Here is a 13145-nt window from a genome sequence, read left to right as displayed (position 1 = left end):
GAAGGATGAAGAATGAGGAATTACTAATAAAGACTTGAAAATGAGGAGTGAGGAACGGGCACATAATGAAAGGCTGGCAAATGACCGGTACCGGGAAGCGGGCAGGGATAAACATCCTTTGCGTTCACTGCGTTCCCTCCTATTCTGCATTCTTTATTTTTCATGCTTCATTGCTTTAGTTTCCTGCCATTATTCCCGTCCTAATCTTGAAGATGAACATCTGTCTAAGGAGACGCGTGATTCGCTGGCCTATCTTTTTGAGCGGCATTATACTTGGAATACCAATCTGGAAGTGCTGGCAGATTCTGTGAATTTGGCTTGTCTGCCCGTGAAGGACTGCTATAATATGCTTTATCGGGGAGACCGCGTGGTGGTTGCCGAGTTCGCCATCCATCCTGCCGACAGTGTGGATAGTGTATGGGTGAAGCTTGCCCATTCGCAGGAAGTGCAGGGTTGGTTGCGGGAGTCCGAAATGATGCATGCCTTTGTTCCTACAGACAGCATTTCGCAGGCCATCTACTTGTTCAGTGATACCCATGCCTCTTATTTTATCATTATTTTTGCCTTGTTTGTGGCAGTCTGGCTGTTCCGGGCTTTTCGGCGCAAGCAGTTGAGGATGGTGTACTTTAATGATATAGACAGTCTCTATCCGTTGTTGCTATGTCTGCTGATGGCGTTCTGTGCCACTATTTACGAATCTATACAAGTGTTTGCGCCGGAGACGTGGCAACACTTCTATTTTAATCCTACCTTGTCGCCGTTCAAGGTACCGCTTGTGCTTTCTGCTTTTCTGATGGGTATCTGGCTGTTTATAGTGGTGTTGCTGGCGGTACTCGACGATTTGTTTCGCCAGTTAAGTCCGGCGGCGGCCGTATTCTATCTGTTGGGGCTGGCCTCCTGCTGCATCTTCTGTTATTTTTTCTTTATCCTGACTACATCTATCTACGTCGGATACTTGTTTTTGACCGCTTTTGTATGGGTATTCCTCAAAAGGCTTCGCATTTCGCTGCTGGCTTCACGCTATCGTTGCGGCAGATGCGGGCAGAAACTGAGGGAGAAGGGAGTCTGCCCACATTGCGGAGCTATCAATGAATAAAAAAGCTTTGTAACTTTTCCATATTCAGTAGGAAAATGTAACTTTGTAGTTGAACTTTTAAAAGGAGGAATTGATTATGAGTAGTTTGGAGTTGGAAGCCGGAAAATTGGAGTTGATTCGTGAGATAGTCAATATCAATAGCAGTACTGCATTGGAGAGCCTCAGAAAATATATGAAGGAGGTTTTGAATAAGAATAGTCATTCCATTCCGACAGCGGCAGATAGCAAATTGCTGACTAAGCGTATGCTTGCAAAGTATGCCGGTAGTTGGAAGGACAATCGTGATTCTGATGAAATCAATGATGATATATATGCATCACGCCTTTCTCGAAAAGAAGAAAACTTTAGCCCCTTTGACGAATGAAACGATATTTGCTTGATCTAATATTTGTGTTCACTTCATGCGTCAGAAATTTGGAGTAGACGAACATATTGAAAAGGTGGGCTGGGAACATTGTTGCATTTCGGAGGTTACGGTAGCAGAGTTGTTGTTCGGTGCAGAGCGAAGTAATAATGTGGAGAGAAACTTGCAGCTTGTTACTGATTTCTGCCAAGATATCAAGGTAATACCTTTGTCCTCGGCTTTATGTTGTTATGCCTGGAGTAAGGCTGCCTTATATAGTCAAGGAACTCCCATTGAGGATTTGGACTTATTTATAGGATGTACAGCGGTGGCTAACCAAATGATAATGGTTACTGAAAACAAGAAACATCTGGAAAGAATACCTAATATTGAAATTGAAAACTGGGTACATAGAGGATAACTTCTCCTCTGTCAGATAGAAACATAGAAACGGTCGTTCGGGTATGCAATGTGTAAGTACCCGAACGACCGTTTCTATTTTCCTTTACTTTCGGAGGGACAAAGCTCTCCAATCAGAACCTGCACCTCAACTCTATTCCCGCCTGCACAGGCCGTCCTTTCTGCATAAATCCGTTCCCCATACTCTCAAAATAGAACGAAGCATACTCTTTGTCCAGTGCATTGCGCACCCAGAAATCAATCTGTCCATGTCCTTTCTGGAAGCTGATACGTCCGTTCAGCGTGCCGTAGAAGGCTTGGCTCACGGTATTCTTCTCGGTCCAGTAGATGCGCCCGGCACCGGTGTAGTTAGCGTTCAGCTGGATGCGGTCCAGCCAGTGTCCCGGACGGATGCGGAAGATGTACTGACCGCCCACGTTCATGGTATGCTTGGGAACAAAGGGTACGTGCTTGCCGTTGTAGCTGATTTCCTGAAGCTCCCCATTCACTTTCTCGTTGGTGATGTAATCCTTAAAGGTGGCATAGGTATAACCATAACTTGCATTCAGCGTGAAGTCCGTAGCAACGGCAGCCGTCAAGGCAACCTCTGCCCCCTGGCTGCGGCTTTTGCCGGCATTTGCCGTTTCGCGTCCCAGTCCGCTTGGGGCGAAGCGTGAAATCTGCTGGTCGCGGGTTTCCAGCCAGAAGATGGCGGCGTCGGCATGCAGACGTCCGTCCAGCAGATTCAAGTGTGTTCCTATTTCGTAGTTCCAGGTCTGTTCGGGCTTGTAGACGGTGGCGGATTTTGCATCCGGATTCTCTCCCGCATCGGGGAAGTATTTGCCCACCAGCTCTTTGTAGGCATCCGGCACGTTGGGCATAATCGCCTCTTTGCTTTGCCGCATCATGTCATTCTTCAAACTGGATTGCAGCAGGTCGGAGAACATCTGCACGTTGTAGCCTCCCGAACGGTAACCTTTGCTGACCGTTGCATACACATTTCCTCTGTTTCGCGCAAAGTCATACTGCAAAGCAAACTTGGGCAACAGCTGAAGATAATCCTTATCAATGTTTCCTTGGTAGCGCGACTCTACGGTCAGCGCCGTCTCCGGCATCATCTCTATTTCGCGGATGACGACGTCGCCCCGCTTCATTTCTCCCTTGATGCCCACCTTGTAGTCCAGGCTGGTGCCGGAGTTGTAATCCATCTTCATACGCTCATAATCCAGGCGTAACCCGGCAGTGAACGACACTCCTTTCAGCCCGAATAAATCTCTGAAGGTGGATTGATGAAAGAGTGCCCCATTCAGCAGCGGAGTGTCGAAACTGCCCCCGATGGGCATGGTCCGGCTGCTGATGCCCAGTGAGGGCAGGATATTCATGCTCATGGACGGTCCCATCTCTACTTGTATTTGCGATGGGATGACACTGCCCAACATCTGGTTCAGCATCCCCATTCCGGCTTCCCTGAAAGTGACGGGAGCTTCCGTATTCAGCCATTGGTAGAAGCCGAAGGCGCCGGTGGTCCATTGCCAGCGGCTGCCGCTTTTACTCTTCAAGATGATTTCCTCGCTCAGTGCGTGGGAGCGTTGTTTCTGTTGCAGGGTATAGATGTCGTTGGCGGTGAAGTCTTGGTCTATGTCCATGCAGTCCTTTAGAAACTGGTAGCCGGTGACCATGCTCAACGTGAAGTGCTGTGTCTGGTATTCCAGGTTCAGACCCGTGTTCAGCAGGTTGCGGTAGTAGTTGCTGCGGGCGTTATTGGAGATTTTTCCGATGTAGGGCTTCAGCGGCTCGCTCTGTGCTTCGGGGGCCAGGCTGCCTTGGTAGAAATACGGGTAGCCACCCTGGTCGCTGTATTCGTAGTTGATGTTTAGGTCCACCTTCCAGTTGTCCGAGGGGAGGTAGATGGCGCGGATGCGTCCGCCTGCCGATTGCCCCTTGTCCGCTTTCTCGTCCCTCACCGTGTTGCGGAAGAATCCTCCTTGATAATCGTAAAAACCTCCGGTGGAAAAGGCGAACCGTTCCGAAAGGCGGTGATAGTGGGTCAGCGAGGTATTATAGGCATTGTACGTACCTGCCCCCATGCGGAAGTCCGTCCCCTGGTAGGAGAAGGGCGATTTGGTGTGCACCTTAATCAATCCGCCCATGGCATTGCGCCCGTAGAGCGTGCCCTGCGGACCGCGTAGCACGTCGATGCGCTCTACGTCGGCATAGCTGAAGTCGAAGGCTGACTTGTCTATATAAGGTATATTGTCTACATAAAGTCCTACGGAGGGAGTGTTGATGCGCGAGCCGATGCCGCGGATATAGACTGCCGAAGTCAGTCGCGAGCCGTAGTCGGGGATAAACATATTGGGCACTACGGATGTCAGATTCTTGATGGAGTTCACCTGTGCGTTCTGCATGTCCTGCTGCGAAAGCAGGGTGACGGCGGCGGGCTGCTCGCGCAGTTTCCGGTTTTCTTTGGGGGCGGCAATGACGGTTATTTCCTCTACATCCACCACTTTCAAGGTGTCTGCCTCTTCGGCAAGTACGTTGCCGGTTGCCAGGAGGCAGAAGATACCGGTCAAAATTCTATATCTATTCATAAACTGGTTTTTTAGCGCCTGCAAAGTAAAGGGATTCTTGCGGAAGGGACAATCCTCATTTATTAGGATTTCGTTCCTGGAGTGCTAATCTTAAATCGTTCCATCATGCGGAAAATATCGTTCCTCCGTGGGGTAAAAATCGTTCCACCATGGTGGAACGATTTTTACCCCACGGAGGAACGATTAGATGTTGGCACATTAGCACACTAATTGGGGCGAAGTTTTTCTGAAAAGACTTCGCTTCTGATGTATCCGGTTGTAGGATTATATTCTGTCCGCTTCCACATATCCGTGCATCACGGCATAGATAGTCAGCCCGGACACGGACTTGATACCCAGCTTCTCGGTGATATTCTTGCGGTGTGAGATGACGGTGGTCAGGCTGATGTTCAGTTTGTCGGCAATCTCCTTGTTGATGAGACCTTTGGTAATCAGCACCAGCACTTCTATTTCGCGGGCGGAAAGGTCGTGCCCGGCGGCTGTATTTATTGCCATATCCGAGTGTCTGGCGGGTGCCGGCTTTCCGTGGTTTTGTCTGTATTGGTTTCCGTATTGGCGCAGCTGCAGAATGTTTTTTGCCAGATTTTGTTCGTCCTGATAGATGTTTAGCGTCGGCATGCCCGACAGTTGGGGGACGGTTTCACCATTGACCAGCACAATGGTTTTGGGCTTGCGCTCCAGAAAGAAAGCGGTATGCTCGAAGTAAATCTGTGAAGAGATGAAATAATGTACATACATGTCAGGCGTATCATCCATCAGTTCGCCAAAGGAACGGAAAGAGCGGATGATGGCTGTCGGGATGATTTCCTCCAGCAAGTTCTGCAGTCCCAGACAGGAGAGGGTGTTGGAGTCGACGATTGCTATTTCAGGAGTCATTCTCGTTTTTTTTGTTTCTGCAAAAATACGGATTATTTTTTAGGGTTTGTCTGTGCGGGGCTGCAAAATGAAAAATTCTCCTATGCAGAACTATTCTCCCTCTCCTTTTGGGGAGCGGGGAGTGTCTCCTTTCGCATATTGGCTGGGGCTGACATTGAAATATTTCTTAAAGACTTCCCGGAAGTATTTCCCATCGCAGAAACCGGTTCTTTCTGCTACTTCAGTCACGGAATATTTCCCTTCTTTCAACAGCTCGGCAGCATGTTTCAAACGGATATTCCGTACGAAATCTGCCGGTGCCTGGCCGGTCAGCGCTTTCAGTTTACTGTAGAAACTGGTACGGCTCATATTCAGGAGCGAGCACAATACGTCCACTGTGAAATCGGGATTATCCATGTTCTCCTCGATATGTCTCTTTACATTCGACATGAATTTCCAGTCGAGACTGTTGGAGCAAGTGGTAGTTGTGGAGGGCTCTTCTTCTGTATTGATTTCCAAATTCGCATATCTCTTGCGCAGCAATGCGCGGTTGGCAAGCAGATTGGCAATGCTGGCTTTCAGTATGTTTATGCTGAAAGGTTTTACAATATATTCGTCCGCACCGATATGGAGTCCTTCGAGAATGTTCTTTTCATCTCCCAGTGCCGTCAGCAGTACTACCGGGATGTGGGATGTTTCAATATCGTTCTTGATGGCGATGCATAATTCGTCGCCTCGCATTTCCGGCATCATGATGTCGGAAAGAATCAGTCCCGGCCAGAATTGTTTTACAATGGTCAGCGCTTCCTTGCCGTTGTTGCATACTTGTACATTGTAAATCGGAGAGAACGACTGGAAGAGATAGTTGCGCAGCTCGTCATTGTCTTCTACAATCAAGATGCGATGCAGTTTGTCATTGTCTTCAGTCCGGAGTTCTCCGGCAAGTTTCAAAGGAACGGTGGGGACATCCGGTTCATAGAAGGTCTTCTTATCCTTAACGGACAGAGTGAAGTTCTTGAACTGTTCTTTCTCTTTGGGAAGGATGATTCTGACAGTACTGCCTTGGCATTCGGTGCTCTCAATGTATATTTTTCCATTGTGCAGGCTTACCAGCTTCCGCACCAGCATCAGACCGATACCGCTTCCCGTTATTTTGGAGTTGATGGCATTTGTTCCACGGAAGTGCATCTTGAACAGTTTTCTTTGTTCTTTGGCGGGAATTCCTATTCCATTATCTTTGACTTCTAGTCTCCAGGAGCTTTTCATGTCATAAACAGAAATGAGTATATCGCCATTTTGGGGAGTATACTTCAGAGCATTGGATATGACATTTTCCAGGATAGAGTCCATCTTCTCTTTGTCGAACCATACATTCATGTAGCTGAAATTGCTTTCGTATCTGAAAGTGATATGTTTTATGGTGGCATAGGTCTGGAAATTGTTGTATATCTCCTTGATGTAAGTATTCAATTCATATTCTGCTATGTACAGATGAGGGGAATATACTTCTGCCCGTTCAAAGTTTATCAGATTGGTAGTCATGCGCAGGAGGGAGTTGACATTTCTCAGTGCCATGTGCATATTGTTGGTCTCGGCTTCGTTCAGTGTCTTGTTTTCAAGCATTTCTTCCAGAGGTGCCTTTATCAGTGTCAATGGCGTGCGGATATCATGCGCGGTATTGACAAAGAAACGGGTTTTCTCATCGGATATCTTTTTCTGTTTTCTCAGTGCCATGACACGGAAACCGACAACGGACATCAGTACTGTCAGCAGGACATAGCAGGCTATGGCCCAAAAACTGAACCAGACGGGGCGCGCAATGCTGATGTCGATGCTTCGCTCTTCAAAATAAAGATAAGGCTCTTCCTTGGATACCGCCCGTATGTAAAGTTTGTAATCGCCCGAGGCAAGGTTGGTGAAGCGGAGATGCCCTTCTTCACCCAGGCGGTTCCAGTCATCGTAAAAGCCTTCCAGCTTCCAGTAGAAAGTGACATTGTCCGGCGCGTCATAATTGATGGATGAAATACTGAGGGAAAAAGTGTTCTGGTTATATTTCAGCTTTAACCGGTCTGTCTGGTTGATGTTTTCCTTCAAGGGGGAATTCGGACTGCCGGGAAAGACTGTCTGATAGAGTATCTGAAAATCGCTGAGTATCATAGGAGAGTAGATGTACTTGGGCAAACGGGTTCCTTCGGGAAACTCGATGGCTCCGTCTGTGCTGCCAAAGACAAAACCCTTGTTCTTGCGTAGCGTTCCGGAAGAGGCACTGAAGCAGGAGGACATCAGCCCTTGCTCTTTAGTCCAGTTGTGGAATGTCTTCTCCGTAGGGTGGAAACAGCTGATTCCGTTTTCGGTACTCATCAGGATATGCCCGTCCGACTCGGGGAGTATGGTGTAGATGTTGTTTGAAATCAAGGCACAATTGTCCTTGTGATAATGCTTGAACGTACTGTCCTTTGCGTTGTAGACAACCACTCCGGAGCCGTTTGTTCCTATATATAGAGAGAGGTCTTCCGCTTGGTAAAGTGTGTTGATGTAGGTCGTCTCTTCCTGCAAGGCGACATATTGGAATCTACCCGACTCTTTGTCCAGCAGATACAGTCCGGCACTTGTCCCAATCCACATGTGTCCGTCGTCCTTTTCTGTAATGGCGGTGACGGAATTTATTCCGGGATACAGACGGACGGAATTCAGGGACAAATCGAAGCACTTCAGATTATAGAACCCTCCGGACCAGATATATCCTTTGGAGTCTTTTACAATGTCGCGGATATACTTGTCAGGACGAATGTTGTCCGGATTGAGCAGGTAAGGGGAGAAATATTCTACCGAGAGTGTCCTTTTATTTATTTTGTATACTCCCGAAGTATATCCTCCTGCCCAAATAATGCCGGGTGATACCTCGCATAGCGTAATGAAGATGTGATTCTTGTTTTTCAGTTGATGGTCGAAGGAGCTCAGGAATGAATGCCACTGCCCGGTTTTCGATTGATAAAGGCTGATTCCGTTACTTGTTCCGAACCATAGGTCTCCGTCACTGTCTTCAATGACAGAGTGTACCTGGTCGTTGACCAGCGATTGTCTGTTTCCGATAGAATGCTTTATCCAGTTGTAGCTTTTGTACCGGTTGTCTATAATGGTAATTCCTTCCGGGTAGTTGGCTATCCATATCCGCTTTTCTTCATCAATATAAATGTCATTGATGTTATTGCTGTTCATCTCATTGTGGCTTTTGTAGCTGGAGACGATGTACGGTTCCGAGATACACGAGTTCATGTTGATTTTGTGTATACCCATACCTTCTGTCGCTATCAATAGCTCTGTCTGGTTCAGAGGCTTGATTCGGGCAATGTTTACATCGCTCAAATCCGTATTGGAGTGTATAATCCGTTGTTGCCGTATGTCGTAGGCAAAGACGCCTTTTTCAAAAGTACCGATGAAAAGTCTTTGTGATTCTTGGTGGAAATAGAGTGAACTGATTTGGGCCTGGATTTTGTCAAGAGGTTCAAGAGGGACAATCTGCAATGTCTCATTTTCGAGTTTGACATATCGCAATCCCTTGTCGGTACCCATGAAGAAGTGGTTATTGTCCACTTGTTCGATACTTGTAATGCTGCTTTTCAGTTCATTGGACATTTGATGGACCTCTCCGGTTTGTGTGTCGTAGAGAGCGATGCTGTATCTGCTGCAGAGCCAAATCCTGTGATTGCAGTCCATATAGCCGTAGCTGATATTGACCGGTGTCTTGGGCAGTTTATATACTCTGTTGAACACATCGTGTTCTTGGTTGTATTGAAAAATGCGACCGGCTTTACCTATGACCCATAATTTCCCTTTCTCTTCAAAATATAGCCAACCGAGATGGATGGGGAAACTTGACTCTTTGTTTTCTTCTATTAATTTATAATGCTTGATGTCTTTTCCATTGTACCGGTCTATGCCTTCGTTGGTGAGGAACCACATGTAACCTACCGAATCCTTTTGAATGTCGAAGATTCTGCGGTTGCTCAATCCGTTTTCCACCCCTATGTATTTATATGTTTGCGCCGTAGCTATGAGAGGCAAAAGGAATAGAAAGCATACAATGTTTATGATGAACCTCATAATAAATACAATATAACAACATATATGTGATAATAGTTTACAAATTAAACGAGAAAAAGTGAAAAATCAAAATTTGGATGTAAATATTATAGCTTAATCAAAGAATGCCTTTGCCGCTTCCGCACATCGTTCGCCGTCAATTCCGGCAGAAACAATGCCTCCGGCATATCCGGCGCCTTCTCCGCAAGGGAACAATCCTTTTACGCGTACATGTTGCAGTGTCTCCTTGTCTCTTGTTATGCGTACCGGCGCCGAAGTACGGGTTTCCACTCCAATCATTGTCGCCTCGTTCGTCAAGAAACCACGGCTGTATTTCCCGAATAGCTGGAAACCTTTGCTCAGGCGTTCTGCAATGAAAGAGGGCATCCAGAAGTGGAGAGGTGAGGAAACCAGTCCCGGTGCATACGAAGTTTCCGGCAGGTCGTAACTCAGTTTTTTCTTAGTGAAGTCTGCCATTCTCTGTGCCGGTGCTGTCTGCTTCATATTGCCTTGTTGCCAGCAGAGGCGCTCCAGATACTCTTGAAAATACATCATGCTTAATTGGGAATTGACGGTTGGCAATTGACAATTAGCCGCGCTGTCGTGCTGCATAGAAATTGTAAATTGTAGATTGTCAATAGTAAATTGCTCTATGTCTTCCGGGCGTAGCTCTACCACCATTCCCGAATTGCTCCAACGGGAACCGCGGTTGCTGGGACTCATCCCGTTGACTACAATCTGCTCGGGACCGCTGGCGGCGGGCACAACGAAGCCGCCGGGACACATGCAAAAGCTATATACTCCTCGTCCGTCCACTTGGTTTACAAAACTATATTCGGCGGCAGGCAGATATTTTCCCCGTCCGTTCCGGTTGTGATATTGTATTTGGTCTATCAAGGTGGCAGGGTGTTCTAGTCGTACGCCTACGGCAATGCCTTTAGCTTCAATCTCTACATTGTTGGCGGCAAGCCAGCGGTATACGTCCCGGGCAGAGTGACCGGTGGCAAGTATCACCGGGCCAAGGAAAGTCTTGCCGGTATTTGTTTCAATGCCTTTGACTTCATCCTTCTCTATGAGCAGGGCGTCCATGCGTGTTTCAAAGTGGACTTCGCCACCGCACTGGATGATAGTGTTCCGCATGTTTTCAATAACACGCGGCAGTTTGTCCGTACCTATGTGCGGATGTGCATCTACCAGTATGGAAGTGGAGGCTCCATGTTGGCAGAAGACGTTCAGAATCTTGTCTACATTGCCACGCTTCTTACTGCGTGTGTACAGCTTGCCATCCGAGTAAGCTCCGGCACCTCCCTCTCCGAAGCTGTAATTGGACTCCGGGTTGACGAGTTGCTGGCGGCTGATTTGCGCCAAGTCTTTCTTGCGTTCCCGTACGTCCTTTCCACGCTCCACAATGACGGGGCGCAGACCGAGCTCTATCAGTCGCAGGGCGGCGAAGAGTCCTCCGGGACCGGCGCCTACCACTACTACTTGGGGCTTTCCTTCTACATTATTATATAAGGTATGTTGGTATTCATCCTCTTTTGGCATTTCGTTCAAGTAGGCACGCACGTTGAGGTTGACGTAGATGGTCCGCTGGCGGGCATCGATGCTACGCTTCAAGATACGCGCTGCGGTTATCTCCCGTGCATTCAGTCCTTTTTCGTGTATTAAGTACTCTTTCAGGCGTTGCTCGTTTGCCGCTACTTCGGGCAATACGCGTAGTTGGTATTCTTGTATCATAACGATTATCCGAATAAGGCACGGAATGCCTCTTCTACCTTCCGTACCGGTATTAATTCTATTTTTATCTTTTGGGTATTGAGTCCCTGCATATTATACTTGGGAAGTATAAAACGCTTGAAGCCAAGTTTCTCTGCTTCTCCGATGCGCTGCTCAATGCGGTTTACCGGGCGTATCTCTCCCGACAGACCTATTTCTCCTGCCATGCACACCTCTGGCTCTATGGCCGTGTCCATGTTGCTGGAGAGGATGGCGCTGATGACGGCAAGGTCTATTGCCGGGTCGTTCACTTTCAATCCACCGGCAATATTGAGAAATACATCTTTCTGTGCCAGTTTGAAGCCTACACGTTTTTCCAATACGGCCAGCAGCATATTCATGCGGCGGATGTCGAACCCTGTGGCAGAGCGTTGTGGGTTACCATATACGGCACTGCTGACCAATGCCTGCGTTTCGATGAGGAACGGTCTGATGCCTTCTATCGCGGAGGCGATGGCTATGCCGCTCATACCTTCATGGTCCTGGCTCAGCAGTAGTTCGGATGGGTTGCTCACCTGCCGTAATCCATCTTGCCGCATTTCGTAAATACCCAGTTCGGCAGTGCTTCCGAAGCGGTTCTTGATGCTACGCAGGATGCGGTACATGTAGTGCTGGTCGCCCTCGAACTGGAGTACGGTATCCACGATATGTTCCAGTACCTTGGGGCCGGCTATGCTTCCTTCCTTATTAATATGCCCGATGAGGATAACCGCCGTATGCGTTTCCTTGGCAAAGCGCAGGATGGAGGCGGAACATTCCCGTACCTGGGCGATGCTTCCCGGCGACGATTCAAGGGTTTCGGTAGAAATCGTCTGTATGGAGTCGATGATGACGATGTCCGGGCGGATGTTCTTGATATGGACGTAAATCTGTTCCAGGGAAGTTTCGCATACGATGAGGCAATCACTGGAAGCACTTGTCAAGCGGTCGGCACGCAGTTTCAATTGGCGGGTACTTTCTTCGCCGGAGACGTAGAGGATGCGTTTTTCCGGTATGCGGAGTACGGTTTGTAGCACCAGGGTGGATTTCCCGATGCCCGGTTCGCCGCCAATCAAAACAAGAGATCCTTGTACAAGACCACCACCTAGTACCCGGTTCAGTTCGGCATCATGGAGGTCGATGCGCGGTTCGTCATCGGCTACAATTTCATGGAGGGTTATGGGTTTGGCTTTGGCGGTCTCTATGCCCGATACGGGACGCTTGTTCACCACTTCTTTCCGTACCACCTCTTCCACATACGTGTTCCACATTCCGCACGACGGACACTTGCCTACCCATTTGGGAGAGTCTTGTCCGCAGTTGCTGCATACATAAACCGTCTTCTCTTTAGCCATAGTTGTGCATTCTCTTCTAAAATGATTGCCCAAAGGTACAATTTTTCGATGCAGGGCTTGCAGACTCCCATAGAGTTTTTTTATTTTTGTGAGTAGAAAACAATAACATGTTATAAAAGCCATGATAGAAGATATTCTTGCATACAACAAGCGTTTTGTAGCCGAGAAGGGGTATGAGAAATACATCACGAATAAATACCCGGATAAGAAGATTGCCATCCTCTCTTGTATGGATACCCGTTTGACCGCTTTACTGCCGGCAGCCTTGGGCATCAAGAACGGCGATGTGAAGATGATAAAGAATGCGGGTGGAATCATTTCACATCCGTTCGGTAGTGTCATTCGTAGCCTGATGGTGGCCATTTACGAGTTGGGCGTGACGGAAGTGATGGTTATTGCCCACTCCGATTGCGGTGCGTGCCACATGAGCAGCGCCCAGATGATAGAGCATATGAAGGCCCGGGGCATCAAGCAGGAGACGATTGATATGATTCGTTTCTGCGGAGTGGATTTCGAGTCTTGGCTGTAGATTCGAAGATACGGAGAAATCGGTAAAAGGTACGGTGGAAGCTATTATCAATCATCCGCTGATACCGAATGATATCAATGTCAGCGGTTTCATAATAGATTCTGTGACGGGAGAATTGACCCCGGTGCAGTGATAGTTG

The 13145-nt window shown here is 48.0% G+C and carries 8 protein-coding genes and 1 pseudogene; 4 read left to right on the top strand and 5 right to left on the bottom strand.

Annotated elements, in window-relative coordinates; translation table 11 throughout:
- The first annotated feature begins 40 nt into the window (after positions 1-40).
- The 3 genes from DWZ03_RS12120 to DWZ03_RS12110 all read left to right on the top strand — a co-directional run bounded on the left by DWZ03_RS12120 (position 41) and on the right by DWZ03_RS12110 (position 1860).
- Positions 41-1096: a hypothetical protein gene (locus DWZ03_RS12120; RefSeq protein ID WP_005828525.1), complete on the top strand. Its 1056-nt coding sequence runs from the start codon at positions 41-43 to the stop codon at positions 1094-1096.
- A 76-nt stretch (positions 1097-1172) separates the two neighbouring features.
- A complete protein-coding gene (locus DWZ03_RS12115; RefSeq protein ID WP_005828523.1) occupies positions 1173-1460 on the top strand; it encodes a hypothetical protein in 288 nt (95 codons plus the stop codon).
- Positions 1461-1497: 37 nt separating this feature from the next.
- Positions 1498-1860, top strand: a complete 363-nt coding sequence (locus DWZ03_RS12110; RefSeq protein WP_005834963.1) for a type II toxin-antitoxin system VapC family toxin — start codon at positions 1498-1500, stop codon at positions 1858-1860.
- Between the two features lie 112 nt (positions 1861-1972).
- Here DWZ03_RS12110 and DWZ03_RS12105 read toward each other — a convergent pair whose 3' ends face one another.
- The 5 genes from DWZ03_RS12105 to radA form a co-directional block, all read right to left on the bottom strand.
- On the bottom strand, positions 1973-4429 hold the full coding sequence (locus DWZ03_RS12105) for a TonB-dependent receptor (protein ID WP_061412073.1): 2457 nt from the start codon (positions 4427-4429) through the stop codon (positions 1973-1975).
- Positions 4430-4693: 264 nt separating this feature from the next.
- On the bottom strand, positions 4694-5305 hold the full coding sequence (locus DWZ03_RS12100; RefSeq protein WP_005828517.1) for a helix-turn-helix transcriptional regulator: 612 nt from the start codon (positions 5303-5305) through the stop codon (positions 4694-4696).
- Positions 5306-5395: 90 nt separating this feature from the next.
- Positions 5396-9388 carry a two-component regulator propeller domain-containing protein gene (locus DWZ03_RS12095; protein ID WP_057097260.1) on the bottom strand — a complete coding sequence of 1331 codons (3993 nt, stop codon included), beginning with the start codon at positions 9386-9388 and terminating at the stop codon, positions 5396-5398.
- 93 nt (positions 9389-9481) lie between these two features.
- Complete coding sequence (locus DWZ03_RS12090) at positions 9482-11104, bottom strand: NAD(P)/FAD-dependent oxidoreductase (RefSeq protein ID WP_120130141.1); 1623 nt, start codon at positions 11102-11104, stop codon at positions 9482-9484.
- Between the two features lie 5 nt (positions 11105-11109).
- Entirely contained in the window at positions 11110-12477 is a 1368-nt protein-coding gene (gene radA, locus DWZ03_RS12085) for a DNA repair protein RadA (RefSeq protein ID WP_044467715.1), read from the bottom strand.
- Between the two features lie 121 nt (positions 12478-12598).
- Between radA and DWZ03_RS12080 the strand changes: the two are divergent.
- Positions 12599-13139 (top strand): annotated as a pseudogene (locus DWZ03_RS12080) (beta-class carbonic anhydrase).
- Positions 13140-13145: the final 6 nt, after the last annotated feature.

It is taken from the genome of Bacteroides sp. AF29-11 (assembly GCF_003602895.1).
Classification (GTDB): Bacteria; Bacteroidota; Bacteroidia; order Bacteroidales; family Bacteroidaceae; genus Bacteroides; species Bacteroides uniformis.
Note: the sequence above shows the minus strand (reverse complement) of the source record. Positions and strands in the feature narration are given on the sequence as shown.

What these genes read in the sequence shown, in the direction of transcription:
- DWZ03_RS12120 (WP_005828525.1), top strand. Translation starts at nt 41, where the DNA reads ATGAGGAGTGAGGAACGGGCACATAATGAAAGGCTGGCAAATGACCGG.
- DWZ03_RS12115 (WP_005828523.1), top strand. Translation starts at nt 1,173, where the DNA reads ATGAGTAGTTTGGAGTTGGAAGCCGGAAAATTGGAGTTGATTCGTGAG.
- DWZ03_RS12110 (WP_005834963.1), top strand. Translation starts at nt 1,498, where the DNA reads ATGCGTCAGAAATTTGGAGTAGACGAACATATTGAAAAGGTGGGCTGG.
- DWZ03_RS12105 (WP_061412073.1), bottom strand. Translation starts at nt 4,429, where the DNA reads ATGAATAGATATAGAATTTTGACCGGTATCTTCTGCCTCCTGGCAACC.
- DWZ03_RS12100 (WP_005828517.1), bottom strand. Translation starts at nt 5,305, where the DNA reads ATGACTCCTGAAATAGCAATCGTCGACTCCAACACCCTCTCCTGTCTG.
- DWZ03_RS12095 (WP_057097260.1), bottom strand. Translation starts at nt 9,388, where the DNA reads ATGAGGTTCATCATAAACATTGTATGCTTTCTATTCCTTTTGCCTCTC.
- DWZ03_RS12090 (WP_120130141.1), bottom strand. Translation starts at nt 11,104, where the DNA reads ATGATACAAGAATACCAACTACGCGTATTGCCCGAAGTAGCGGCAAAC.
- radA (WP_044467715.1), bottom strand. Translation starts at nt 12,477, where the DNA reads ATGGCTAAAGAGAAGACGGTTTATGTATGCAGCAACTGCGGACAAGAC.